The sequence below is a fragment of the Meridianimarinicoccus zhengii genome (genome assembly GCF_003254465.1).
GTDB classification, from domain to species: Bacteria; Pseudomonadota; Alphaproteobacteria; order Rhodobacterales; family Rhodobacteraceae; genus Meridianimarinicoccus; species Meridianimarinicoccus zhengii.
The window spans coordinates 39,378-65,383 of the sequence record NZ_QDFI01000019.1; the positions used below are offsets into that span (position 1 = coordinate 39,378).

General features: G+C 67.5%; 22 protein-coding genes. 17 read left to right on the plus strand and 5 right to left on the minus strand.

All coding sequences use genetic code 11. The features are described 5' to 3' along the window. Window positions 1-6: 6 nt before the first annotated feature. The 9 genes from DDE13_RS08410 (at window position 7) to DDE13_RS08450 (ending at window position 11,506) form a co-directional block, all read left to right on the plus strand. Window positions 7-762 carry a flagellar basal body rod protein FlgF gene (locus DDE13_RS08410; protein WP_111403381.1) on the plus strand — a complete coding sequence of 252 codons (756 nt, stop codon included), beginning with the start codon at window positions 7-9 and terminating at the stop codon, window positions 760-762. 152 nt (window positions 763-914) lie between these two features. Next, the gene (flgG, locus tag DDE13_RS08415) at window positions 915-1,703 is read left to right on the plus strand and encodes a flagellar basal-body rod protein FlgG (protein ID WP_111403383.1); all 789 of its coding nucleotides are present in this window, start codon (window positions 915-917) and stop codon (window positions 1,701-1,703) included. A gap of 10 nt (window positions 1,704-1,713) precedes the next feature. Then, a complete protein-coding gene (locus DDE13_RS08420) occupies window positions 1,714-2,370 on the plus strand; it encodes a flagellar basal body L-ring protein FlgH (RefSeq protein ID WP_111403421.1) in 657 nt (218 codons plus the stop codon). A gap of 8 nt (window positions 2,371-2,378) precedes the next feature. Then, the gene (locus DDE13_RS08425; RefSeq protein WP_111403385.1) at window positions 2,379-3,494 is read left to right on the plus strand and encodes a flagellar basal body P-ring protein FlgI; all 1,116 of its coding nucleotides are present in this window, start codon (window positions 2,379-2,381) and stop codon (window positions 3,492-3,494) included. A gap of 9 nt (window positions 3,495-3,503) precedes the next feature. Next, on the plus strand, window positions 3,504-3,812 hold the full coding sequence (locus DDE13_RS08430) for a rod-binding protein (protein ID WP_111403387.1): 309 nt from the start codon (window positions 3,504-3,506) through the stop codon (window positions 3,810-3,812). Beyond that, on the plus strand, window positions 3,809-7,960 hold the full coding sequence (gene flgK, locus DDE13_RS08435) for a flagellar hook-associated protein FlgK (protein WP_111403389.1): 4,152 nt from the start codon (window positions 3,809-3,811) through the stop codon (window positions 7,958-7,960). Before DDE13_RS08430 ends, flgK begins: the two co-directional genes overlap by 4 nt. 17 nt (window positions 7,961-7,977) lie before the next feature. Further along, the gene (gene flgL / locus DDE13_RS08440; RefSeq protein WP_111403391.1) at window positions 7,978-9,255 is read left to right on the plus strand and encodes a flagellar hook-associated protein FlgL; all 1,278 of its coding nucleotides are present in this window, start codon (window positions 7,978-7,980) and stop codon (window positions 9,253-9,255) included. A 48-nt stretch (window positions 9,256-9,303) separates the two neighbouring features. Beyond that, window positions 9,304-10,212 (plus strand): lytic transglycosylase domain-containing protein, encoded by a 909-nt coding sequence (locus DDE13_RS08445; protein ID WP_235868642.1) that lies wholly within the window; start codon window positions 9,304-9,306, stop codon window positions 10,210-10,212. A gap of 178 nt (window positions 10,213-10,390) precedes the next feature. Beyond that, entirely contained in the window at window positions 10,391-11,506 is a 1,116-nt protein-coding gene (locus tag DDE13_RS08450) for a sigma-54 interaction domain-containing protein (RefSeq protein WP_111403393.1), read from the plus strand. 11 nt (window positions 11,507-11,517) lie between these two features. Here DDE13_RS08450 and fliD read toward each other — a convergent pair whose 3' ends face one another. Genes fliD through DDE13_RS08465 form a run of 3 tightly spaced genes read right to left on the minus strand, consistent with a single transcriptional unit; the run spans window position 11,518 to window position 15,184 of the window. Continuing rightward, the gene (fliD, locus tag DDE13_RS08455; protein WP_111403395.1) at window positions 11,518-13,173 is read right to left on the minus strand and encodes a flagellar filament capping protein FliD; all 1,656 of its coding nucleotides are present in this window, start codon (window positions 13,171-13,173) and stop codon (window positions 11,518-11,520) included. Window positions 13,174-13,231: 58 nt separating this feature from the next. Continuing rightward, window positions 13,232-14,410 carry a flagellar motor protein MotB gene (locus DDE13_RS08460; RefSeq protein ID WP_111403397.1) on the minus strand — a complete coding sequence of 393 codons (1,179 nt, stop codon included), beginning with the start codon at window positions 14,408-14,410 and terminating at the stop codon, window positions 13,232-13,234. A gap of 12 nt (window positions 14,411-14,422) precedes the next feature. Continuing rightward, window positions 14,423-15,184 carry a motility protein A gene (locus DDE13_RS08465; protein ID WP_111403399.1) on the minus strand — a complete coding sequence of 254 codons (762 nt, stop codon included), beginning with the start codon at window positions 15,182-15,184 and terminating at the stop codon, window positions 14,423-14,425. Between the two features lie 244 nt (window positions 15,185-15,428). On the opposite strand from DDE13_RS08465, the gene DDE13_RS08470 reads away from it, so the two are divergent. Together DDE13_RS08470 and rpoN are read left to right on the plus strand one after the other, a co-directional pair. Beyond that, window positions 15,429-16,895, plus strand: a complete 1,467-nt coding sequence (locus tag DDE13_RS08470) for a flagellin N-terminal helical domain-containing protein (protein WP_111403401.1) — start codon at window positions 15,429-15,431, stop codon at window positions 16,893-16,895. Window positions 16,896-17,084: 189 nt separating this feature from the next. After that, window positions 17,085-18,455, plus strand: a complete 1,371-nt coding sequence (gene rpoN / locus DDE13_RS08475; RefSeq protein WP_111403403.1) for an RNA polymerase factor sigma-54 — start codon at window positions 17,085-17,087, stop codon at window positions 18,453-18,455. Between the two features lie 33 nt (window positions 18,456-18,488). Here rpoN and DDE13_RS08480 read toward each other — a convergent pair whose 3' ends face one another. Both DDE13_RS08480 and DDE13_RS08485 read right to left on the minus strand, forming a co-directional pair. After that, the gene (locus tag DDE13_RS08480; RefSeq protein WP_111403405.1) at window positions 18,489-19,250 is read right to left on the minus strand and encodes a hypothetical protein; all 762 of its coding nucleotides are present in this window, start codon (window positions 19,248-19,250) and stop codon (window positions 18,489-18,491) included. A 7-nt stretch (window positions 19,251-19,257) separates the two neighbouring features. Then, on the minus strand, window positions 19,258-19,950 hold the full coding sequence (locus DDE13_RS08485) for a hypothetical protein (protein WP_162630917.1): 693 nt from the start codon (window positions 19,948-19,950) through the stop codon (window positions 19,258-19,260). A 200-nt stretch (window positions 19,951-20,150) separates the two neighbouring features. On the opposite strand from DDE13_RS08485, the gene DDE13_RS08490 reads away from it, so the two are divergent. The 6 genes from DDE13_RS08490 to DDE13_RS08515 all read left to right on the plus strand — a co-directional run bounded on the left by DDE13_RS08490 (window position 20,151) and on the right by DDE13_RS08515 (window position 25,855). Then, on the plus strand, window positions 20,151-20,708 hold the full coding sequence (locus tag DDE13_RS08490; RefSeq protein WP_111403409.1) for a hypothetical protein: 558 nt from the start codon (window positions 20,151-20,153) through the stop codon (window positions 20,706-20,708). A gap of 87 nt (window positions 20,709-20,795) precedes the next feature. Continuing rightward, complete coding sequence (locus DDE13_RS08495) at window positions 20,796-21,203, plus strand: hypothetical protein (protein ID WP_111403411.1); 408 nt, start codon at window positions 20,796-20,798, stop codon at window positions 21,201-21,203. Window positions 21,204-21,540: 337 nt separating this feature from the next. Next, a complete protein-coding gene (locus tag DDE13_RS08500; protein ID WP_111403413.1) occupies window positions 21,541-22,797 on the plus strand; it encodes a histidine kinase in 1,257 nt (418 codons plus the stop codon). 126 nt (window positions 22,798-22,923) lie between these two features. Beyond that, the gene (locus DDE13_RS08505) at window positions 22,924-23,436 is read left to right on the plus strand and encodes a response regulator transcription factor (RefSeq protein ID WP_111403415.1); all 513 of its coding nucleotides are present in this window, start codon (window positions 22,924-22,926) and stop codon (window positions 23,434-23,436) included. Between the two features lie 185 nt (window positions 23,437-23,621). Beyond that, window positions 23,622-24,449 carry an alpha/beta fold hydrolase gene (locus DDE13_RS08510; RefSeq protein WP_111403425.1) on the plus strand — a complete coding sequence of 276 codons (828 nt, stop codon included), beginning with the start codon at window positions 23,622-23,624 and terminating at the stop codon, window positions 24,447-24,449. After that, the gene (locus tag DDE13_RS08515) at window positions 24,449-25,855 is read left to right on the plus strand and encodes a PAS domain-containing protein (RefSeq protein WP_162630918.1); all 1,407 of its coding nucleotides are present in this window, start codon (window positions 24,449-24,451) and stop codon (window positions 25,853-25,855) included. Before DDE13_RS08510 ends, DDE13_RS08515 begins: the two co-directional genes overlap by 1 nt. Window positions 25,856-26,006: the final 151 nt, after the last annotated feature.

Consider the following 26,006-nt stretch of genomic DNA (forward strand, 5'->3'; position numbering starts at 1 on the left):
TATGCCATGGACCGGATGATCCATACCGCTCTGAACGCGCTGGCCGTGCGGCGTGACGCCAAGACGACGCAGGCCCAGAACCTCGCCAACATGAACGTGCCGGGCTTCCGCCGCGATCTGGAAAACGACGGCGGCACGATGTTCCTCGAACAGATGCGTGCCGCCAGCAGCCGGGCGTTCCGGATGGAAACTGGGCCTGCGGGCTTTTCCGCCAAAGCCGGATTCTTGAACCCGACCGGCGAAGACCTCGATGTCGCCATCGCGGACCAGGGCTATTTCTTCATCCGCCCGGAAAACGGCGACCCGGCGCTGTCGCGGCGCGGGGACCTGCGTATCGACGCGGACGGCGTGCTGCGCAACGGCGCGGGCGATGTGATGCTCGGCATCGACCAGGAACAGATCGTCGTGCCGGCCCACAGGTCGGTGACGATCAACGAGCTGGGGGAAATCCGGATCGCGCCGCAGGGCGGCGAACCGGGCGAAGTCGTTCTGGTCGGCACGCTGGCGACGGCGGCGCCACCCGTGACGGATCTGGCCAAGGGGCTGGACGGGCATATCCGCCCCAAGGACGGCCCGCTGCCTGCACCGGATCAGCAGGCACGGGTTCTTCAGGGCACGCTCGAAGGCAGCAACGTGAACCCCGTCGAGGAACTGATCGCGTCGATCGACCTGCAACGCAGCTTCGAGCTGGGCGTGCGCATGATCTCGACGGCGCGGGAAATCGACGAGGCCGGCGCCAGCCTGATGCGCGCGCCGGAGTGATCCAGCGCGGGCGCGTTCCGGCAGGCGCGCCGATGTCCGCGGCATGGCCGGCCATGTCACCGGCGCGCGACGGTCTGGCACGGCGCTTGCAGTCATATCCGCGACCGTGACCCGCGCCCCCGCTGGGCGCGCAGGAAACAGGAGAGCGGATCATGTCGTCAAGCGCGATGCACGTGGCGAAGACCGGGTTGAATGCGCAGCAATCGCGCATGCAGGTCATTTCCAACAACCTTGCCAACGTCAACACCACGGGGTTCAAGCGGGACCGGGCCAATTTCGAAAGCCTGCTCTACCAAGTCTACAGGCCCGGCGGCGCCCAGACATCCGAGGCGACTGCCCTGACATCGCCATCGGCGCTGGGAACGGGCGTGCGCATGGTCAGCACCGAGAAACTCTACAGCCAGGGCGCGCTGACCAACACCGAGAACGCGCTTGATCTTGCGATCGACGGGCAGGGCTTCTTCCAGGTGCTCATGCCCGACGGCCGGATCGGGTACACGCGGAACGGGACGTTCTCGCGCAATGCCGAGGGCACGCTGACCAATTCCAGCGGCTACGTGATCCAGCCCGAAATCAACATTCCCGAGAACGTGTCGAGCATCACGATTTCCGCCGACGGGATCGTGAGCGTGACCGAGGCGGGCGAGGCCGACGCACAGGAAGTGGGGCAGATCACCATCGCCCGGTTCGGCAATCCGCGCGGCTTGCAGCCCGTGGGCGAGACGCTCGCGGTGGAAACCCCGGCCAGCGGCGCACCGGCCATCGGCAACCCGCTGGAGGACGGCGCGGGCAAGCTGGTGCAGGGCGCGCTTGAGTCCTCCAACGTGAACGTCGTCCAGGAACTCGTGGACATGATCGAGGCGCAGCGCGCCTACGAGGTCAATTCCAAATCCATCTCCGCATCGGACGAAATGATGCGGTTCCTGTCGAACAAGCTCTGAGGTGACCGCGATGCCGCGCCTGTTTCTCATCCTGCCGGTCGCGCTGGCCGCCTGCAGTACCGTCGTCGAGGACCGCGCTTCGGATGCCTATGCGCCGGTTTTCCCGACGCAGGACATCCAAACCCGCGGCGGCCTGCCGACCGGGGCGATCTATGGCGGTGGCGACATGGGCCTGTTCGCCACCGACCGGCGTGCCGCGCGCGTCGGCGACATCCTGACCGTCGAACTCGACGAACGCTTCGCCGCGCGCAAGTCGCAGGCTGCCAGCGCCACCAAGACCGACAGTTTCGAACTTGACCTTCCGTCGGGCCTGCGCGTCGGTATCAACGACGCCGATATCACCAGCGGGACGAACCAGGATTTCGACGGGCAGGGATCGGCCAGCCAGTCCAACTCGCTGTCCGGGCGCATGTCCGTGTCGGTCGTGCGCGTGCTGCCGGGCGAGAACCTGGAAATCATGGGCCAGAAGAAGCTGACGCTGAACAATGGCGACGAATACATCCGGCTCAGCGGCGTGGTGCGGCAGGCCGACATCTCGGCGGACAACGTGATCCAGTCCGACCGCATCGCCCATGCCGACATCAAGTATGTCGGCGCAGGGCAGATCGCGGATGCAGGCAGGCAGGGCTGGATGCGCCGTGCGGCCAACACCCTGTCGCCATTCTGAGCCCCGCCATGCGCCGCCTGTCCGTCATCCTGCTGTTCTGCCTTATGGCGCTGCCGGTCCACGCCGACCGGCTGAAGGACCTTGCCGCCGTCGCCGGGGTCCGATCCAACCCGCTTGTGGGCTACGGGCTCGTGGTGGGTCTGACGGGCACGGGGGACGGCAATTCGCGGCTGACCCAGCAATCGATGCAGTCGCTGATCTCGCGGCTCGGGCTCCAGATCGAGGTCGACGATCTCGACGCGCGCAACGCCGCGGCCGTCATGGTGACGGCGGAACTGTCGCCCTTCGTCAAGCCGGGCCAGACAATGGACGTGACGGTGTCCACCGCGGGGCGGGCCAAGTCGCTGCGCGGCGGCACGCTGCTGATGACCCCGCTTCTGGGTGCGGATGGAGAGGTCTATGCCATCGCGCAGGGCAATCTCGTGGTTGGCGGGCTGGGCGTGCAGGGCAATGACGGATCGTCGCTGACGGTCAACGTGCCCACGGTCGGGCGCATCCCGGGCGGCGGGCTGGTCGAGCGCCCGATCGAGACCCCTTTCCTGCAGGCCGAATTCCTGCTCTTGAACCTCCACCGCAACGACTTTTCCACCGCGGCCGCCGTGGTCCGGGCGATCAACGATGTCTTCGGGCCGTCGGTGTCGGTCGCCATCGATGGCACGACCGTGCGCGTGCGCGCACCGTCGGACCCGGCGCAGCGGGTGTCCTTCATGAGCCTTCTGGAGAATATCGAGGTCGAACCCGCTGCCGGTCCCGCGCAGGTCATCGTCAACTCGCGCAGCGGCACCATCGTGATCGGCGGCGAGGTGCGCGTGACGCCCACCGCCATCACCCACGGATCGCTGACCGTGCGCGTGAACGAAGATTTCAACGTCGCGCAGGGCGCGTCGGTCGTGGTGGGCAACGGGCAGACCGTGGTCGCACCGAACGACCCGGTCGTGACGCCCGACACCGACATCACGGTGGAAGAGGAAGAGGGCCGCGCCTTCCTGTTCGCGCCCGGCGTGTCGCTGTCGGAACTCGTGGACGCGATCAACGCCGTGGGCGCCACGCCGTCCGACCTTGTGGCGATCCTCGAAGCCCTGCACCGCGCAGGCGCGCTGCGCGCCGAACTCATCGTGATCTGAGGGGCCGCCATGCTGATCTCGAACACCTCCACACAGGCCTTGCAGCCGACCGGCGGAGACACGACGGCGGAAGGCCCCGACAGGCTCCGCGCGGCCGCGCAGGCGTTCGAATCCGTGTTCCTGCAGGAGCTGATGAAATCGGGGCGGGCCGCGCAGCTGGGCGAGGATATCCTAGGCAGCAGCGCCGCGGACACGCACCGGTCGCTTCTCGACATGCAACTGGCCGACAGCGCGTCACGGCGCACGGATTTCGGGATCGCGCAGGCGGTGTATGACCAGTTCGCCGGTCATGTGCCCGGCACGCGGCGCGGAGGATGAGCGGGCTTCTCGACATCGGGCGGAGCGGGCTGCTCGCCTACCGCACGGCGCTGAACGTGACCGGCGAGAACATCGCCAATGTCGAAACCGAAGGCTACCGGCGCCGCGATATCGATCTCGAGGAGATCGCGGGCGCGCGCGCGTCGATCCTTGCGCGCGGCACGGACGGGCAGGGCGTGAACGTCTCGGACGTGCGGCGCGCCTTCGACGCGCTGCTGGTCGCACGCACGAACACCGCGACCAGCGCGCTGGGGCGGTCCGACACGCTTGCCGCGAAACTCAAGGCGCTTGAAGACCAGATGGCGCCGGGTGCAGGCGGGCTTATCGACATGATGGACGGCATGTTCGACGCGATGACGGCCGCGGCGCAGGCGCCGGACGACACAGGCTTGCGGCACGTCGTCATGACCGCGGCGGATGCCTTTGCCGGGTCCGTCCGGGCGATGGCGGACGGCATGGACACCCTGCGCCGCGGCACCGATGCCGAAATGGCGCAGGCCGTGGACCGGGCCAACAGCCTGATGACCGACCTTGCCGACCTGCAGGGGCGCATGGCGACACTCGGGGATCGCGGCGGGCGCAACCCGCTTCTAGATCAGCGCGACCGGATGATCGGGGACCTTGCCGAACTGACCGATCTGACCGTCAGCTATGACGATGCCGGCATAGCGACACTGCGTTTCGGGGCCACGGCGGGCGGACCCGTCATGGTGGATGGCAGCCGGACGGCGCGTCTGTCGCTGACGGATGCGGGGCATATCGCGATCCGGCAGGCGGGCGTCGGGGGCGCGGTACAGACCCGCGCACCGGTGGGTGGAGCCCTTGGCGGCCATGCTGCCGCCGGGGTCGCCGTCGATGCGGCGGTGGCCAATCTCGATGTCTGGGCCGCCGGGATAGCATCGGACATGAACGCGGTCCATGCCCAGGGGCTCGATGCCATGGGCGATGGGGGTGGCGCGCTGTTCGCGCTGGATGGCTGGGATGTGCGCGCGGCCCCGATCAATCGCGGCACGAGTTTCGCCGATGTCGTCGCGACCGATGCAGCCCGCGCGCCGGAGGGACCGGTGACGCTGGTCTACGAAGCGGCCCTGACGGCATGGCAGGCCCTTGACGGGACCGGGGCCCCGGTCGGCAGCGGTGCGGCGCGGATCGACGTGCCGGGGCTGAGTGTCGAGATCACGGGATCGCCCGCCGATGGCGATATCCTCAGGCTCGATGCAACCCACGGGGCCGCGGCCAACATGCGGTTCGTGCCGACCGATCCAGGCCGGATCGCGGCGGCGGCGCGGCTTCACGTCTCTGCCGACCCCGCGAATGCCGGCGCCGCCACCTTGCAGGCCACGCCATCGCCGCCCGCGGCCACCGGGCTTGCCGACCTGGGCGCGCTTCTGGGAACGGCCGCGTCGCCGTTGACCGCGGTCGAATTCCTGGCCGAGGGCGTCGCGGGTATCATTCCCGCCGGATCGCAGGCGGGATCGCTTGCAAGCCTGTCGGTGCAGGCACAGGCGGCGTTCGACATCCCGCCTGCCGCGGTGGGCGCCAGCACGAGCCTGTCGTTCACGCTGGACGGCGTGTCGCATGACGTGGACCTGACGACCGACCCGCTTGGCGCGCCGGTCGCGCCGTGGGGCGACATGGCCGACCTTGCCGCCATGCTCAACGACGGTACCGTGGTTACCGGTACGGGCGCGACGATGGCCGAACTGGGCCTGTTCGCCGCCGGCAGCGGGGGCACGCTGACGCTGGCGGCGGCGCGCGGCGAATTCGGGGCCGCGACGATGGATGGAACCGGCGGGCCCTTCGCCGCGGCGATCCAGCCAGCCGCGCCCGACGCGGGATCGCTGCGCCTGTTCACCCGCGAAGGGCGACAGGTGTCGGGCCCGCAAATGGACCCGGTGACCGCCGCCGCCTTTCTGACGCCGGCCAACGGCTTCGCCGAGGGCGCCGTATACGTGCATGCGCCGGGGGATTACCGGGGGGCCGCGATATCGCAGGCCGTGACCGGAGGGGCGCATGCGCTGGCCGTGGACGGCGGCGGGCTTGTCACATGGACGGGGGTGGCCGCGGCCCCGGCAGCCCCGGCGCGGACACTCGAGATCGTGACGGTGGCGGGCGGTGCTGCGACCATCGCCGTGCCCGAGGGCGCTTCGGCCCGGCGGGTCGCGGGTCTTGTCGATGCGGCAGTCCCCGTGCAGGCCGCGGCAAGCACCCACGCGACCCTGTCCGGCGTGGCCGACGGGGCGCTGTCTTTCACGCTGCGCGGCGACAACCTGCAGCCGATCGCGATCTCGGGCGATGTGCTCGGTGGCCGGCTGGATGATATCGCGGCGGCGGTCAACGCGGCGTCGGGACAGACCGGGATCACGGCGGACCTGTCGCCGGACGGTCTGCGCATGATGCTGACCCATGGCGCGGGCGCCGATATCGGCCTCGACGGCGTCACCCACACGGCGGGGACCGGCGTCACGCTGGCCCGGACCGATGCCGCGGGGCAATCGCTGGGCGCGTCCGTCACGCTGGGCGGCCCCGGCGACACGGCGGCGCGCATCACCGGGCAGGTCCGGCTGTCGGGGCCGTCACCGTTCGAGGCGGGCTACGGACCCACCGCCAGTTCCGCGCGCGATCCGCTTGCCGGGGGGCTCGTGTCCGTGACGACTGCGGCCGCGGGTGCGCAGCAGACCATGGCGTTCCGGTTCGATGCGGCGCTGGACGGCAGCCATGCGGCAGCGGACGGCACCGCCGCAGTGGCCGCGGCCACGACATACACGGCCGAGTTCACCGGCGGCGATGGCATGCTCTGGACCGCGACGGCCGATGCGCTGGCCGACGGCATCGGCTCTGCGGCCGACGCGGCGCACGCGATGGCCGCGTCCTTTCGCAGCGCGGCCCCGACCAGCCGCATCACGGGCGCCGCGCTGGCCGCCATCCCCGCGGACGGGCGGTCCGTCGCCGTGATGCTGGGCGACCAGCGCTACGACATCGCGATGGTCGGCGGCGTGCCGCAGGTCTCGGGGCCCGAACCGGGCCGCGTTCTGGCCAGCTTCGATGCGTCGGGCCGCTTCGTGGTGGAAACGGTCGGCGGGGATCTCGACGGGCAGGCGCTGCGCGTGCCGCTGCCGCAGGGCAGTGCCGGGGCGTTCGGTATCGACGCCGCGGCTGCCCCGGCGCGGATCGTCACGGGCCAGCCGCTCGATCCCGCGACCGTCCCCATGGGGTCCACGGTTTTCGAGGTGGAGGTGGACGGAACCGCGCATGACGTCACGCTGACCCGTTCGGGGGCCGCGTTCTCCGTCGCGGCGGCGGCGGGCTTTCCCGGCGCGGCAAGCTTCGACCCCGCCGCCGGCACCGTATCGCTGTCGGTTGCGGACCCGGCATCCACGATCCGGATACCGCCGCAGACCAACGCCCGCCATGCCGGTTTCGCCACCGTCGGGGCCACGCTCGACGCGGGCGCGGACGGGCTGCGCGTGACGGCCACGGACGGGCGCGTGATCAACCTGCGGGGCGCGGCAACCGGCCTGTCGTCGGGGCGCGTGGCACTGGATGGCCTGCCCGACGAAGACCTGATCGCCGTCATGACCGGGCCGGGTGCGCTGAACCTTGCCGGCGGCGTGACGCCCCGCACCGATCCCGCGCTCCTGCCGCAGCTCGAGATCACGGTTCTGGATGCCGACAGCGGCGCCATCGCCGTGCACGACACGCGGACCGGCGACCTGATCGGCACGCGCGTGATTGATGGTCTGGGGCGCGCCCGCATCGGCGGGTTCGATCTGGTGCTGGGGCCGGGCCATGCCACCGGCGACAGCTTCCACATCGTGCCGAATGCGGGCCGCCCCGGCGATGCCAGCAACCTCGAGGCGCTGGGGGATCTGCGCAGCCGCGACCCGGCGACCGGCGCCGGGGGTTTCGCCGCGATCTATGACACCTTGCTCAGCGACCTGGGCGGCCAGGTCATCGCCGCGACGGCGCGGGCCACGGCGGATACCGGCGCGCTGGAAAGCGCGCAGGTTGCCGAGGCCGCTGCCGGCGCCGTGGATCTCGACCGCGAGGCGGCAGACCTCATGAAGCACCAGCAGGCCTATCAGGCCAACGCGCAGGTCCTGAACGTGGCGCGGCAATTGTTCGACACGCTGCTCAACGCCATCTGAACCAACTGAGGTATCGAATGACTCTGGGAACATCGCTGTTCAGCACCATGTCCGTCCGGGCCTTCAGCCGTCTGAACGCGGATATCTCGCAGCTCCAGACGGATATCTCGTCCGGCAAGAACGATCCGCGCGCCTCGGCCGATCCGGTCCGGGCCATGCGCCTGTCCGTCGCACAGGAACAGACGGCGTCGCTGGACCGGTTCTCGTCCAACCTGACGCGGGTCGGAAGCCGGCTGGACCAGTCGGACGCAACGCTGGCGGAACTCAATTCGATCATGCACCGCTTCACCGAGATCGCGCTGCGCGGCGCGTCGGCGTCCACCGTTCCGGCGGAGCGTGAAACCCTGCGGATCGAAGCCGCGGAATTGCGCAGCGCCATGATCGATCTCGCCAACGGGCGCGACGCCATGGGGCGCACCCTGTTCGGTGGGTTCGGCACCGAGACGGCCCCGTTCGTCGATACGCCCGAGGGTGTGCAATATGCGGGCGACCGCGGGCAGCACATGCTGCGGGTGTCAGAAAGCATGACGATGCCCACCGGGCTTGACGGTGGCGCGGTCTTCATGGGCGTGGAGGGCGCGGACGGGCGCCGCCCGGTGTTCGACATCATCGACGACCTGATGTTCTCGCTCCGATCCGACGCGACGAGCCGGCGCGCAGAGCAGACCGCGACCGGCGGGCTGGCCGTGCGCCCGCAGCCGACCCGCGACCCGGAGACGTGGTCGATGACGGTCACGGGCCCGTCCGGCAGTGCCGTTGTTGCCGCCGAACTGGCCGAAGGCATTCCCGACCCGCTGCTGGATGCGATCAACGCACAATCCGCCGCAACCGGCGTGACCGCGGCCCTGCATGGGGACGGCCAGACGCTGATCCTGTCGCCGGTCACGGGACCGGCGGATGCGGTATCGGTGTCGGATCTGCACACCGAGCCGGACCGCCGGGCCGTTCTTGCGCAGGGCTGGTCGCTGGACGGGGCGGGGCTGCCCGCGGGCACGGCGACCGACCTTATCCCGCAGCGGCTGGCAACGACGGCGCAGATCGACTCGATCGGGGCGGCGTCGTCGCATTTCGCCGACCAGCGCGCGCAGGTCGGCGCGCTTGGCGATGTCGCGGCGCGCCAGGCCGCGGCCATCGAGAACCGGCAGGTGCTGTTGCAGCAGGCCGTCGCCGGGCTGGAAGACCTGGACATCGCGAAAGCCGTCACCGAGTTGCAATCGCTGCTGCTGACCCGCGACGCCGCGCAGCAAAGCTTTGCGCGGATCAGCCAGAACAGTCTTTTTGACTATCTGCGTTGATCTGCAGCGGGCGGTGGCCGCATGGCGTGCACCTTGCAACAGCATGGCATGACACGCGATCCGAGTATCCTCTCGCTCTTGCGCCGGGCCATGGCCGGGCTGATCCTGTCGGCCGCGACCGCAGCGCCGCTGCTGGCGAGTGCACCCGATTGCGAGGCGCTGGCCGCCCGCGCCGCCGCCGAGCGCGGTATTCCCGAGGGGCTTCTGCCGTCCATCGCACGGGTCGAATCCGGGCGCGGGCAGGGGAAGCTTGGCCGCCGGGCCTGGCCCTGGACACTGAACCAGGCCGGGAAGGGGATGTATTTCGACACGCGCGCCGAGGCGATGGACTATCTTCGCGCTGCGGTGGCGCGGGGGGTGCGCAACATCGATGTCGGCTGCATGCAGATCAACTACCGCTGGCACGGCGATCAGTTCGACTCTCTCGAGTCCATGATGGACCCGGTCGCGAACACCCGCTACGCCGCCCGTTTCCTGAGCGAGTTGCGCGCCCGCCACGGAAGCTGGGAAGTGGCGACGGGGCACTATCACTCCATGACCCCCGAACGCGGGCGTCACTATCGTGGGCTTGTGGCGCGGGTGCTGGGGGACATGCCGTCACCTTCAGAACTGCTGGCCCGGCTCGAAAACGCGGCGTCGATGCCAGTGCCCCCGTCACCGGACGTCCCTGTCACACAGGTTTTCCAGGGGCTCATGCCGCGCGGCACCGGGCCGCTGGTGGCCCTGCAGGGGCAAGCCCCGGGCAACGCTGAACCGGCTTTGTCCTACATGCTCGCCATGTCGGACACGAGCGCGCTACTCCATTCGGTCGAACCTGACATAGACGCCGCGCGCCACGATGCCCGCAGCCGGATTGCAACACGCGTGGCGGACCCGGGCTGGGTGCGAACCCAGATCGAAACCCTGCGTGCCGATTTCGACAGGCAATCGCGGCAGGCCGACGCGACCATTCCCTGAATGTGCGATATGTCAATTGTTCCAGACAACAACTTCGCACAATTTTTTACACAACCTGAATACGATTCCAACCTGCGCAGGCTATGCACTGCGGCAGTCGAATTTGACCCAGATCAGACCTTCGCCCGAGTCGTGGTGTATTTGTTTTGGGCTGGACTTATTAAAGGGTTGCCCAAGAATGACAAAGCAGTGGACTGCCGACCTTGCCACGATTGAAACCGTGCCTTCGCCGAGCGTCGATATCGACAGCTTCCTGATCGGGACCGCGCCCGCGATGCGGCGGCTGAAGGACCTGATCCGGCTTGTCGCGCCAAGCGATGCGCCCGTGCTGATCACGGGCGAAACCGGGACGGGAAAGGAACTGGTGGCAGAGGCTGTCCATCGGGCATCGCGGCGCGTCGGTCCGCTTGTCGCCGTCAACTGCGCCGCCATCCCGACGGAGCTTCTTGAATCGGAACTGTTCGGCTATGAACGCGGCGCCTTCACGGGGGCCGAGAAGCGGCGGATCGGCCTTGTCGAACAGGCCAGCGGCGGCACCTTGTTCCTTGACGAAATCGGGGACATGCCGCTTGGCCTGCAGGCCAAGCTTCTGCGCGTGCTGGAAAGCCGCCAGGTCCAGCGACTGGGCGGTGCTGCGCGGGTCGTGGATTTCCGGCTCGTCACCGCGACCCACCGCAATCTTGCAGAGCTTGTGGCCAATGGTGCGTTCCGCGAAGACCTGTACCACCGGATCGACACCTTTCCGCTGACCGTGCCGCGCCTGTCGGACCGGGCAGACGATATTCCCATGCTGATCGCGCACATGAAACGGCAGCGCGCACGGCATCAGCCAGAGACGCGTTCCCCCGATTTCGATGCCGAGGCCATACGGTTCCTGCAACGGCAGGCCTGGCCCGGCAACGTGCGCGAATTACGCACCGTGTTCGACCGCGCCTGCATCCTCTTCGCGGATCGGACGGTCGAAGCCCACATGGTCCAGCACAACCTAGTCTGCTTCGCAGCCCCGGACGCCGCCCCTGCGCAACGGGCGGAGCAATCCGGCGTGGTCGTCCCGTCCGGGTGCGCGGCTACGGACCCGCGGTCCTCGGACACCGATGCGTTCTGCGCGGATCTGACCGCGGGACGCCCGGTCAGCCTGCGGAACTACCTTCGGGATATCGAGGTGCGGATGATCGAATGCGCGCTGGAATCGAGCGATGGCTGCGTCAGCGCGACGGCGCGTCTGCTGGGTTTGCAGCGCACCACGCTGATCGAGAAGATGAAGAAACTGTCCCTGCGCAAGGCCGTCGCCTGAAGCGCGAAGGGTCAGTCCTTGTTCCAGGCGGCGATCAGGTTGGTGAGGTACTCGCCGGTGGAATTCAGCTGAGACACGATCTGTTCCATGGCGGTGAACTGGGCGATATAGCGCGACTCGAGGGTTTCGGCAGTGTCGTCGAGCGCCGACAGGGCATCCGTATCGGCGTTGATGGTGGCGGCCAACTGGTCCTCGCGCCGTGAGATGGTGCCGCCCGCGCCGTTGATCTGGCGCAGCGTCTCGGTCACTTCGGACACGAAGCTGCGGCCGAAATCCAGGCGGGCCGACGTGACGTCGGGATCCACCGTGATCGACACACCGGCCAGCACGCCGCTTGTCGCCGTATAGGTGATCCGGCCGTCCTCGCCCATCGTGCCGTTGACCTGAACCCCGCCCATGTTCGCCTTCATGGTCCCGGCATCGTGGGCGAAATCGTATTGCCCCGCGGCAGTCGTGGCCTGCCAAGGGGTGCCCGTGATCTCCACGCCCTCGGTCCCGGACGTGACCGCGTCGCGCAGCAGGTTGGCGGCCTTTGCCGGATCCGCTGCGAAGGACTTTGCGAAGGCATCCCGATCGAAACGCAGGCTGCCGTCGCGGTTGGTGGTCACCCCGACATCCGACAGAAAAGCGGTGCCTTCGCCGAACCCGCCGAATCCGCGCCCCAGCATGCTGGTGAGCGCACGTTGCGCGGCGCGTGCCCCGGCGTCGCCGGCGAGATCCCCGGCCGCCGTCCCGTCGATCCCGCGGGCCGTCACCTCGGACAGGACTGACAGCGTGGCGTTGATCCGGTCGGTCAGGGCCGCGAACAGATCGGCCATGCCTTCGGTGTCGTTGGCGGTCGACACAGTGGCGGGACGTGCCGTCGTGGCGTTGATACCCAGCGTGACCCCCGGGATGACGTCGCGCAACTCGTTTGTGTCGCGGAACATCGCGATGCCATCGAGAAACAGCATCATGTCGCTGCCCGCCTGCACCTGCACGGTGCTATTGGTCGCGGTCGTGTCGAAAACGGCAAGGTCGATACCATCGACCGGCACGGCCCCGCCCGGCAATGCGGTCAGCCGGAGCGACTTGGCGACGCCCGTTTCCGAAGACACGCCCAGCGAATAGGTCCCGTCGCCGATGTCGAAGACCTGCGCACTGACACCGGCGACGGCGTCGAGCTGCGCGGCCAGTTCGGCCAGCGTGGTTCCGGCGGCGATGCTGACGGTGGCCGGGCTGCGACCCGGATCGGCCGCGAAACTGTCCGGCGGCTCACCGGTCCAGACCCCGAAGTCGATGGTCAGGCTGCCCGCGCCGATCTCTGTGGTCGGACCGGCAAGCCCCTTGAATTCGAGAACCTGCGGCGCGGCAAGCTGGAACACGTCCACCTCCATTGCGCGGGCCGACAACTTGGTCGCATCTTCGACGCGCACAGACAGGGCGCTGTCGCTGCTGCTGGCGGTGCGCACGTCGGCGCCAGCGGCCAGTGCAAGCCCGGCCGACAGGTCGTCGAAGGATGCCCGCAGCCGCCCCAGCGCCGAAATCGACGCCTCGGAGGCGTCTATGCGCGTGTTGATGATGTTCTGGCGCGGCGCGATCTGGGCCGTGACGAGATCATTGGTCAGGCTCGCAAGATTGAGGCCGGAGCCCGACTTGTTGAGTGCGCTCAGATAGTCCGTGGCCATGGCAGCCTCCCTCGGTCCTTGCGCATGTCAACGGCGGTTTGCGCCTGTTGTTTAGGGGTCAATACGCGATCTCGATCTCGATCCGCCGGTTCTGCTCGCGCCCGGCGGCCGTGGTGTTGTCGGCGATGGGCGCGCTTTCGCCCTTGCTGACGGCCGTCACGCGGTCGGGCGCGATCAGTCCGCTGCCCGTCATTTCGCGCACCACGCTCGATGCCCGCGCCGCCGCAAGCCCCCAGTTGTCGCGGTAGCTTGCCGTTGGATTGACTGGAACGTTGTCGGTATGACCCGTGACGGTGATGGACCCCGCATCGTCCATGGCGCCATAGGCGATCCGGCCCATGATATCGCGCGCGCCGTCGGTCAGATCAGCCGATCCCGAGGGAAACGCCCCGCCGGCACCGACGGTCACGAAGACCTGGCCTTCGCGCCGTTCCACATCGACAAGCCCTTGCGCCACCTCCTCGCGCAGGGCGATCAGCAGCCGGGCCTCGGCGCGGGTGGCCGAACGTTCCGCGCCCGCGCCGGTTCCGCCGTCGCCGTCGGCATCCCCGCCCATGCCGTCGGCAAGCCTGCGCAGGTCGTCGGCCAGCCCCGCGAGAACGATGTCGTCGGTGGGTCCGCCGGTGCTTGCCTCTGCCGCGGCGACCGCATCCGCAGCGGCGTCCAGTTGCGCGGCCAGCGCGGCCGCATCATCCGCGGGCCCGCCTTGCGCCGTGCCCTCGCCCTCGCCGGCGCCGCTGCCGGTGCCGTCGAACGTCAGAACGACCTCGCCGTTGCGCAGTTCGGCCTTGACCTGCCCGCTATCCAGCGCCTTTGCCAGCGCCTCGGCCAGTTCGCGTTTGCCGTCGTCCTGGTCGGCCTCGGACTGCTTTACTTGCAGTTCGGGCTTTTCAGTATCGGTCGTCTGCTGGGTGATGGTGTCGGTCAGGGACGGGCTTGGCGACGGGCTGAAATTCAGCTCCAGCAGCGTCGTCCCCTTGGGTTGTTCCATGACCGGGATCTGCTTCTGGACGCCGAAGGAGTGTTTCAGCGACCCCGCGATCTGCTTGAACTTGGGCTGGTTGAATTCCGCAAAAGACAGGATCAGCACGAAGAACGCCATCAGCAGCGTGGCCATGTCGGCGAATGTCGCCATCCAGGCAGGCGCACCCTTCGCGGGGCACTTCGGGCATTCCTCCGCCTCGGTGTCGTCCACCGGCGCCAGAAGCGGGATCGGGATCGTCTTTCGGGCCGACATCGCCGCCGCTCCTTATGCCGCGAGCATCTTTTCCTGCAACTTCGGCGGAAGCGTCGCGACCATCTTCTCCTGAACGACCCGTCCGCTTTCGCCGCGCGATATGTTGCGCAGTCCCTCGAGCGCCATTTCGCGATAGACCACTTCCTGCGCGGTATAACCTTCGAGCTTTGTCACGATCGGTCCGAAAAGGATGTTGGCGATCATGGCGCCGTAAAGCGTCGTCAGCAGCGCGACCGCCATCGCCGGGCCGATGGCCTTGGCATCTTCCATGTTGCCCAGCATCTGAACCAGCCCGATCAGCGTTCCGATCATGCCCATCGCCGGGCCGATATCGACCCATGCCCGGATAGCGCCCTGCCGTTCGGCGTGGCGGGCCTTCATGGACTTGATCTCCTGCGACATCTGGCGAACGAGCTTGGCCTCGTCCGCGCCGTCCACCAGCATCTGGAGCCCCCGTTCAAGGAACTTGTCCGGCACCTCCTGCCCTTCCAGTGCCATCATGCCGTCCTTGCGCGCGAGATTGGACAATTCCACCATGCGCTCGATCAGTTCCTCGCGCTTCGGAAGCTTGGGCATGAAGGCCTTGGCCATGGCGCCGAAGCTGCCCAGGAACGTGCCCATCGGCGACGTGGTCATCGCGGCGAAGAACGTTCCGCCGAACACGATCAGGATCGAGGGCACGTCGATGAATGGACCAAGCCCGCCGGCCACGAACATCGCACCGATGACCATGCCGATGGCCCCGATCATTCCGATGAGACTTGCGAGATCCATCCGCCTGCGCTCCTGAAAGGCTGTACGCGGACAGTCACAGCAAGATGCATGCCACCAGGACGCAGGGCCCCTAAAGACGCCGGGCCGTGGTCGCCCGCCCAAGGGCCACCCAGTTGCCGGCTTGAAATAATTCGTTTTCTAACAATGCGTTGCGAGAATTTTCGGGGATTTCCTAAACAAATCCACCGCAGGACGTTTCCTGAAACAAGCGCCGGGTGGCGCCCTGCTGGAAAGGATATCAGCCATGACGACGATCAACACGAACATCGGTGCAATCCAGGCGCAGTCGAACATGAGCCGCGTCAACAACGACTTCAATCAGGCCATGTCGCGCCTGTCCTCGGGCCAGCGGATCAACGCGGCCAAGGACGATGCCGCCGGGATGGCCATCGCGGAAAAGATGACCAGCCAGATCCGCGGTCTGAACCAGGCCGTGCGCAACGCCACGGACGGCAAGAACCTGGTGGACACCACCGAAGGCGCGCATGTCGAAGTGTCGAACATGCTGCAGCGTCTGCGCGAACTCGCCGTCCAGTCGTCGAGCGACACGAACACCGCGGCGAACCGCAACAACCTTTCCGCTGAAGGCAAGCAGCTGATCGCCGAGATCAACTCGGTCGCCGAGAACACAACCTTCAACGGCATGAAGGTTCTCGACGGCAGCTTCTCGGGCATGCAGCTGCAGATCGGTGCCGACAAGGGCCAGACGCTGGAGGTGAACGTCGAAAGCGCCGCGGCGACCGATATCGGCGCGAACACGGTCAGGAGTGCGGTCAGCATCACCGACGGCACCGACAGCGCCGTGGCGGGGGGCACGGAAATCACCGTCACCGGTTTCGCCGGGAGCGACAAGATCACCACGACCGCCGGGCAATCCGCCCGCAGCCTTGCTGAAGAGGTGAACAAGCTGGCTGCTGGCACCGGCGTTGAAGCCACCGCCGTGACCAAGGCGCAGTTGTCGGGCTTCACCCTGAATGACAGTATCACGTTCGACATCGGCACGACCACCGGTGAGACCGTCAATATCGGGACCGTGAGCATCACCGATGCGACCGATGTGCGCGGGCTGCGCGATGCCATCAACGCGGTGTCGGGTCAGACCGGCATCACAGCGGCCATGGCCGAGAACGACAACAGCGCGATCGTGCTGACGGATGCGAACGGCGACGACATCATCCTGGAGAACGCCACGGCAAGCACGACGGACTTCACCGTGACCGCATTGAAGGGGGATGGCACCGCCGGTGGCGCGCTGACGACCGTCGGTGTGACGACCGCGAACGCCGCCGTGACCGGCGAGGTCGAGATGTCCTCGACCAAGGCCTTCACGGTCGCAAGTGACACGGTCGCCGCGACCGAGCACTTCACGGTCGGCGCCAACGGATCGAGCCTTGAAACCGTGGCCGCCATCGACCTGACCACGTCCAGTGGCGCGGCCGACGCGATCAAGGTGATCGACACCGCGCTGCAAAAGATTTCGCAGTCCCGGTCCGATCTCGGTGCCGTATCCAACCGGCTCGACAGCACGATCTCGAACCTGACCAACATCACGGTCAACGTCGAAGCCGCGCGGTCCGGGGTCATGGATGCCGACTTCGCCAAGGAATCGAGCGCGCTGGCCCGCGGGCAGATTCTCTCGCAGGCCGCGACGGCGATGCTCGCGCAGGCGAACTCGTCGCAGCAGAACGTGATGAGCCTGCTCCGCGGCTGACGATTTTCCGACAGTCCCGCAAACGACCCCCGGCGCGCAGGCGCCGGGGTTTCTCGTGTTTTAGAGGGGTTAAGCCCGCCACGGTTGTCGAAAGTTCGCCAAGTCTGACCTGTCAAACGGATTTCTCGCAATTCTCGTGCCAATCTTCGACAAGCGCGGGAAACAGGCCCAAGTTTAGGAGAGTCGGCCATGCAGCTTCAGACGAGCCAGCATTTCGGACAGCGCCAGTCGCTGGTGGTGACGGCACAGTTGCAGCGCGCGATCCACCTGCTGCAAATGTCGAACTCCGATCTTCAAGGGTTCATCCAACGCGAGGCCGAAGAAAATCCCTTTCTTGACATGCGGTTGCCGAAGGGCGCCACCGCGACGCCTATGCGAGACGTGCGGCCCGTGCCCGCAGGCGTGGCGGGAGCGCAGGGCACCGATTTCGACCTGATCCAGATGCGCGCGCCGGAGCGGCCGAAATCGCTCTATGCCCATGTCTCCGACCAGTTCGGCCTGATGTTTCCCGATGCGCGCGACCGCATGGTGGCCGAGGTGTTTCTCGAAGCGCTCGAACCCAGCGGCTGGCTGGGCGAGGAACTGGAGTTGCTGGCCGCGCGCGCAGGTCTTGACGTGACCGAAGCCGCCGCGTTCCTGGGTCGCTTGCAACAGGTCGAACCGACGGGCCTGTTCGCGCGGTCGCTGGCCGAATGCCTTGGCCTTCAGGCGCGCGAAAAGGGGTGGCTCGACGCCCGGTTCCAAGCGCTTCTCGACAACCTGCCACGGGTCGCGGCCGCCGATCTGAAGGATCTGTCGCGTGTGACCGGCGCCGATCCCGACACGCTGCGGACGTACCTGCGCCGCTTGCGCAGTCTTGACCCGAAGCCGGGCGCCGCCTTCGACGTGGCGGAGGGCAGTCAGCGCGCGCCCGACCTTCTGGTGCGCGCCGGTCCCGATGGCTGGCAGGTCGATCTGAACCGCTCGACCCTGCCGACCGTCGTGATCGACGACACCGGTGCGAAGGCGATGGCGCGCCCTGATGCCCGCGATTTCGTGGCCGAGCGGCTGTCCTATGCCCGCTGGCTGCGGCGCGCCGTGGAACATCGCAACCGCACCAGCCTGCTGATCGGGGCCGAGGTCGTGCGCCGCCAGACCGCGTTCCTGGGACACGGGCCGTCGCGGATCCGCCCGATGATCCTCAAGGACGTCGCCGATGCGGTCGGCGTGCACGAAAGCACGGTCAGCCGCGTGACCTCCGGGCTGATGATCGCCACGCCCCAGGGCACGTTTCCGCTGAAATCGTTCTTCTCGGCGGCACTGTCCTGCGCGCAGGCGGCCGGGAACGGCGATGACGGGGCCGGGTCGGCGGCGGCGGTGCGTCACCGGATTCAGCAGCTGGTCCGGGACGAACCCCCCGGCGCACCCCTGAGCGACGATGCCATCGCGCAGATCATCACCCGCGAAGGCACCGAACTGGCGCGCCGCACGGTGGCGAAGTATCGTGAGATGCTGAGGATCCCCTCGTCGTTCCAGCGCCGCCGGGACGCGGTGCTGAACGGTGCCGCTACGGGCGGCTGACCGCGCCGCGACCCGACCTGCGTCCGGTTGCGGTCAGCTTGCCGGGGTCCCTGCCGCATCGAGGGGCGGCGCGATGTCTTCGGACCCGGCGGTCTGCGCCGGCGGTTCGTAGACGAAGCGCGCACGCGGATCGAGTTCTGCGAAACCCCTGTGCGCCCCGCGCTCGTTGGCGGCTGCGATCACGGCATGGGGTTTCAGCCCGGCGGCGCGCCGGTCCGCGCGGAACATTGCCGGACCCGCGCGCCAGACATAGATCGACGCAAGCCCATAGATGATCGCCGCCATGATCGCGCCCGCCGGGATCGCGATGACAACGACGCCGACCAGCATCGCCAGGGCGGCCCAGAGCCGCATCTGGACAAGCCACAGTGGTGCCGCGACCAGCGCCAGCAGCGACGGCGTCAGGGGCTGAAGATCGTACTGGCCGGCCCGGTTGCGATAGACCTCCCAGTTGACCATGCGGTTCGGATAGAGTCGCCCGGTCACGTTGCGCGCGATATCGCGCAGTTGTGCCGCCGTGGGTGTGACGGGCACAAGCCTGCCCAGATCGGGATGCGCGGCCAGCACGATGAACCCACGTTCGCCACGCAAAACGTTCAATGCGCAGGCCCGCGCGTGATCCTTGCCGAACCTGTCCCGGAAATTGTCCTCGGTCCCGTGCACCGGGATACCGTTGACAGCGGTGACAAGATCGCCGGCCCGCAAGCCGATCTCTCTGCCATGCGATGCGGGCGCCTCGACCCCCAGGTACAAGGGCTCCGGCGTCTGGTCCGGGGGATTGGGGGCGTCGTTCATGGGGCACTCACGGAAAGCTGAACGGGTTCGGTTCGGGGCGCGGCGCAGTACGGCGCGGCGTGCCCGCGAATGGCGCGGGCGCGCTGCGCGGCGCAGAGGTCGGGGCGGTCTCGGTCGCGACGGGCGCGGCTGACGCGGGGGGTCTTGCGTCGAAGCCGGCGGCGATCAGCCGCGACAGTGCCGTTTCGAGATCCGCGTTGAGCGCCACGATTTCCGCGAGCTGCGCATCCAGCGCCTCGGCGATTTCCGATGCGCTCGCCGTGATGTCCGGCAACTGTTCAAGAATATCGTCGCGCATCGCCGTGCTCCGCGCGTCGATCACCGATTCCAGCCGCGTTTCGAGACCTTCGAGCTGCGCGATGCTGTCTTCCAGGGCGGCGGTACGCACCAGCGCCGCATCCAGGTCGGCCATGTTCGCGGTCAGCATGGCCATGGTCTCGATCTGGCTGGCCGTGGCCGTGCGCAGGTTGGACAGGGTCTGGAAATAGATTAGCGCTGCCATGACCAGCATCAGCGTCGCCGCACCCAGTGCGGCACCGACCGACCGGATGACGAAGCGCCGCGTTGTGTCGAGCTGATCGGTGCTTGCGACGATGCCTTCCTTCAGGGGGGTCAGTTCCGCCGCCGCGTCATTCGCGGCCTCTGCGGCGTCCAGCGCCAGCTGGATGGAATTGTCCAGAACGTTTGCCTTGTCCGCCATGATACACTCCTGCCGGGCGGGGCCAAGCCGATCCGCCGTGATATCCGCCGTGGCTTGCACGATCCGTGCCATGGTCGGGCCACGTGGCGCGGGGGCGCATCCGGAACCCAATGCAGGCGGACATCGCCGGGCGCGACGACTGTCCTAAACTGTTGGCGCGCCGCGCCGTTAGGTCATCTGAAAAGAGCAGGAGATCCGACATGCCCCATGCGATGCAAGCCGACCTCGTGACGACAGCACCACCCGTGACACATGACGCCGCCATGCCCGTGCCCTTTGCCCTGCTGCGCCTTGGCAACGCCACCTACACCGTGGGCGAGGGGCCACGGGGACGGCTGTTCTTCATGAACGACGACGCTGGTGGATGGGACGACCTGAACCGCACGCTGGAAGACGGCTGGCAGGAAATCGGCGCGCGGATCCTGGTCTCGACCCGGGATGCGCTGCACGATTTCCTGCATACGCACATGATCCGTCTGGCAACGGAGAACGCGTCGGCCGACGATACGCGCTATGATATCGGGGGGTTCGTCTGGGATCTGAGGCCCGTTTCGGCGGATACCGTGGCGGTCCGCTTTCCTCTGCATGACTGGCGGCAGGTGACCGTGCCGGGGCTCGATCCGAAGGCGACGCCGCGGGAAAGGGCCATCGCGGTCTTCCTTGCCGCGCGACCCGATCTTGGCAGGACCATGGCCGGGAACGTCCACGCCTGGGCCAAGCGCCTCGCAGCGGGCGCGCTGGTGACCCCGATCATGTAGTTCGCCGCGCCCATCGCCGTCCGGTTCGCGTGGTGCTGGGCACGTGCAAGCGGAACGCTTCGAGCCATTCGAGACCTGGAAAGTGGCATGCCCATGAAACGATGGCAGATCGCCGTGATCGCGTGCGTGGCCGCGTCATGTGCCGCAGCATCGGTCCTGCGCGGCCCCGAGATCGCGCGCGGTCTGCGCCTTGGCCCGCCGCGCATGATCGAGGCCGAAGTCCGGCTCATCAACCACTGCGAATTGCGGGATTCCCACTTCGAGCTGCGCGTTCCCGCCACGGGGGAACGACACGTGTTCCACGGCGGTGTCGTGCATCTGGCCATCCTGGAAGGCACGGATGTGCAATTGCGGCTGAACAGCCGGTTTCCGGATGTCGAGTATCTGGGGCCGACCCGCAAGGCGCAGGAACGGTTCGAGATCGAGGCACGGTGCGAACCCGAATCCGGCGTGCCATGGCTGGGCGACAGGGTGCGCGATCGGTTCGGAAATTGACGGTTCGGAACAGGCATCGGGGGGCGCGCGCCACCCTGCGGGCGTGCCTGGCGAAGTTCGGCCAAGCCGGCGTGCGCGGGCACCGTGTCGCCGCCAAACCATCTTCCGCAGACATCGATGCCTGCCGCCGGTCGGCGCGGCACGGTGGGGGCTAACACGGCTCAACAGCCGCGCCCGGATGCAAGACCACGGCGATGGCACGCTTCGTGCAGCAAGAGCGGGGATCGGTGCACAGATCCGCGGAAACGGCCCCGACACGATCACCCGCGAGACGGCCGGGATGCAGCGCGCCATGACCGTCTGACCGACAGCCCATCCGCTCAGGAGTAGAGCACCGATGAACATGATCCAACGCCAGGCGGCAGCCCCCATGGACGACGCGCCCCATCGCCCCGCATCCGGGGCCGCGCCGTTCGACTGGGACGAAATCTTCTTTTCACGCACGGACGAACGCGGGGTCCTCAAGGCATTCAACACGGTGTTCGTGCGCATCGCCGACTTCCCGCCCGAGGATCTTCTGAACGCCCCGCACAAGATCATCCGCCACGACGACATGCCGCGCGGTGCATTCTGGTTGATGTGGAAGGGCATCCAGTCCGGCGCGCCCGTCGGTGTCTATGTCAAGAACCGGGCGCGGGACGGGTTATACTACTGGGTCTTCGCGCTCGTCACACCGATCGAGGGTGGATTCCTGTCGGTTCGGATCAAGCCGTCGAGCCCGCTTCTGCACACGATCGAAGCGGAATATGCCGCCCTGCGCCGCCGCGAACTGGACGAGAAGCTGACCCCCGAGGACAGTGCGAAGCTGCTGCTTGCCCGGATCGCGGAACTGGGGTTCCCAAGTTACTACAGCTTTCAGGCCAAGGCGCTGGCCACCGAGTATGCCGCGCGGCGGATCAAGCTGGGCCTGCCGCTGGACAAGCAGGTCGCCGATGTCGATGCCGTCATGGATGCGGCCCGGCAGATCGCCCGCGAAAAGGAGGAACTCACGCGGAAATTCGCCACCGCGGAATTGCTGACCGCCAACATGCGCATCAATGCCGCGCGGCTGACCACCGGGCGGGGCACCATCAACGAGATCGCGAAGGGCTATGACCTGATGCTGCAGGACATAAGGCGGCACATGCGCGCGCTGTCCATCGCGCGGACGAATGACGGGATGCTTGGCGCGACGAAGGACGAACGCAGCCTGTTTCTGATGGGTGCCGAACGCGTCATGTCACTCGTAAGGGAACGGTTCCTTGAGGAAGGGCAGGAGTTCGCCGGCGTCTGTCAGAAGGACGAAGCCGCGCTTCTCGACCGCCTGTGCGACCGCTACCGGGCGGAAGCCCGCAGCGCCCTGAAGGACGCCATCCAGGGGGCCGCCCGCATGCGCCGCGATGCCGATTTCCTGCGCCGGCTTGTCGTGGGCCTGTCCACGATCCGCATCACCTGCCGCGTCGAAAGCGGCATGTTGCAGGGGCATGCGCAGGGTCTGGAGACCATCGTGCGGCGGCTGGACGATTTCCACGACGAGATCGCGGTCAATCTCGAGCGGATCGAGAATGCGGCGGACACAATGACCCGCAGGGTCGTGGACCACCAGCGCGGCTGATGCACGGATGGACATGCCGAAAAGCAGCACCGACGGCAGGGCAGACGCGCGTCAACGGCGAAGCGTGCGAGGCGAAACTTCGCCGTGTCGCGCGTCAGGGTTGAACCATGATTGAGGTGACGGCGCATGACCGCTATCAAGTTTGAAACCCGCAGAGACAACCTGGCGGACCGTGTGACCTGTACCAGACCCCGCATCCTGATCGTCGATGACGAGCCAGACATTCTCGAACTGCTCGATATCGGCCTGTCCGGCGCGGGGTTCGAGGTGCATGGCGCGTCCACGGCCACCGAATTCCTGTCGAAGTACGCCCAGATCGAACCCGACCTGTGCGTGGTCGACGTCACGCTGCCGGATGTGAGCGGGTTCGCGCTGGTCGAGAAATTGCGGCAGGGTGGCGATATCGGGATCGTGGTGCTGACCGGGCGCGGCAGCGACACGGACCATGTGCGCGGGCGCGATCTCGGGGCGGATGATTACATCACCAAACCGTTCCGCATCCGTGACGTCGCTGCGCGTCTGCACGCCGTTCTGCAACACAGGGCGCTGCAGGCACAGGATGCGGCGGACCGGGCGATAGGGTTCGCCGGGGCAGACGCGCCCGTGTCAGCGGCCTTGCGCCGCGCGAAATCGACCTGACCGCCGCGGTGCCGATCGCACCCGCCGTTTTGCGTTCCGCGAAACCGTCAGGGCAGGGGACAGGACAGGCGCCATTCACCCGGGGGTAGCCGCGGTCAACAAAGCCCACGTGGGGGAGTTCCGAGGCTGCGCAGGCGCACCTATCTCGCTATTATGCTGTCGAGACCGAGCACGAGGTGCAGGACATGTCGGTACTCTTGCGAAACAACGTTCTGGTCATTGGCGACACGGGGCCGGTCGTCATGTTCGCCCACGGGTTCGGATGTGACCGAAACATGTGGCGGCTGATGGTGCCCTCTTTCGCCAAGGATTTCCGGATCGTTCTGTTCGATCTCGTGGGCGCGGGGCAGTCGGACCTGGGTGCGTGGTCGCCCGAACGCTATGCCACGCTCCATGGCCATACGCGGGACGTGGTCGAAATCCTGCGCGAACTCGAGTGCGGCCCGGTCGTCTTCGTCGGGCATTCCGTCAGCGCCATGATCGGCGTTCTGGCCGTGCGTCGCGCGCCCCACCTGTTCAGTCACCTCGTGCTGGTCGGCCCTTCGCCGCGCTACATCGACGACGGCGATTACAGGGGCGGCTTCGGCCCCGACGATATCGAAGAACTGCTCGGGTTCCTCGACAGCAACCACATGGGCTGGTCGCAGGCCATGGCCCCGCAGATCATGGGCAATCCCGAACGCCCTGAGCTGGGCGAAGAACTGACGAACAGCTTCTGCCGCACCGATCCGGACATCGCGCGCCATTTCGCGCGCGTCACCTTCACCTCGGACAACCGCGCGGACCTTCCCCATGTCACGGTGCCGACGCTGGTGCTGCAATGCCGCGACGACGTGATCGCCCCCGAGGCCGTGGGCCGCTATGTGCACGAGGCGATCCCGGGCAGCCGCTTCGTTCTGCTGGACGCCACGGGCCATTGCCCGAACCTGAGCGCGCCCGTTGAGACCGCCGCCGCGATCCGGGAATTCCTTGGAGCCGGTCCGGTGCCAGCTCTTGACCCACGTGCGCCATGATGCCACCCGCCCATCCGGATTTCGAGGATCTGTTCGTCCATGCGCCCTGCGGCTACCTGTCCCTGCACCCGGACGGTCGGATCGACCGGGTCAACGCGACGTTGCGCGGCTGGACGGGCTACAAAGCTTCGGAACTGGCGGATCGGCATTTCCGCGATCTTCTGACGGTCGCGGGGAAGATATATTTCGACACCCATGTCCGTCCGCTCCTGCGTATGCAGGGGGTGTTCGACGAGATCGCGTTCGACATGCTGGCGAAAGACGGCGCGCGGATTCCGGTGCTGGTGAATGCGTCGGAACGGCGTGGCGGCGGTGACGAGCCGGTCGGCATCCGGGTGACCGTGTTCAGGGCAACCGATCGGCGCACCTATGAAACCGAACTGCTTGCCGCGCGCGATGCACTGGCCGAGGCGAATGACGAACTGCGCGCGGTCAATGCGCAGCTGGATGCCAGCAACCGCGCGCTCGACCTGGCCAACCGGGAATTGCGCGCGTTCTATGAAACCCTGCCGGTCGGGATTTTCCGTGCCGATACCGCCGGGCGGATCGTGCAGGCGAGCCCGCGGTTTCGCGATCTCTTCGGCGTGACCGGCGCCGTGGACTGGACCTGCGGACTGGCGGCCGAGGATCGCGACGCTGCGGCCACACTCTGGACACATGCCCACGCGGACGGGGTTCACGTGTCGCGGCTCTTCCGCCGCGTCGGCAGGGACGGCACCGAACGGCTGATCGACATGAAGGCGGTGCGGACTGACGATCCGGAAACGGGGCGCCCCCGCTTCGTGGGAGTCGCCGAAGACGTCACGGCAGAGATCGCCGCCGACCGGCAGCAACGGCAGATGGAACGCGAGACGGCGATCAAGCAGCTGACCGGGGGGCTTGCGCATAATCTCAACAACATCCTCGCGGTGGCCATGGGCAATCTGGAACTGATCGGGGAGGAAGTGTCGGACCGACCGGACCTGCGCCCGCTGGTCGACACGGGCAAGACCGCGATGGACCGCGCCGCGGCGCTGGTGGCCCGGCTGCTGGTCTATTCCGGCCAGAGCTTCGCCTGGAGCGACCGGGTGGAGGCCGATGCCGTGTTGCGCGATCTTGCTGTGCAGATACGGCCGCGTCTGTCGGGCACCCATGACCTTGCGGTCATTCCGGGTGCGCCGGGGGCCACGGTCGCGCTTGGTGCCGAGATGCTGCGCGAAGCGATGGACGAACTGGTCGCCAACGCGGTGGCAGGCACCCCTCCGGGAGGCGAAATCCGCCTGTCGAGTCGGCGGCGCGCAGCGGCGGACAGATCGGATGCAGCAGGGGGCGGGGACATGGTGGTGCTGTCCGTGCGGGATACGGGCAGCGGCATGAACCGCGCCACGCTCGAAAAGGCGCGCGAGCCCTTCTTTAGTTCAGGCTGAACAACCTTCTGGCCTGTCGTTCTGGAGCCTGCCGAGGGAGATTTGAGTGCTCACGGCTTCAGTGACTGCAGCGATCGCGGCCAGCAAGAAGGCCAAAAGAGCCCTCAGGTGGGCGAGGATCTTGCGGATGTTGTGGCCGCAGCCGCACAGG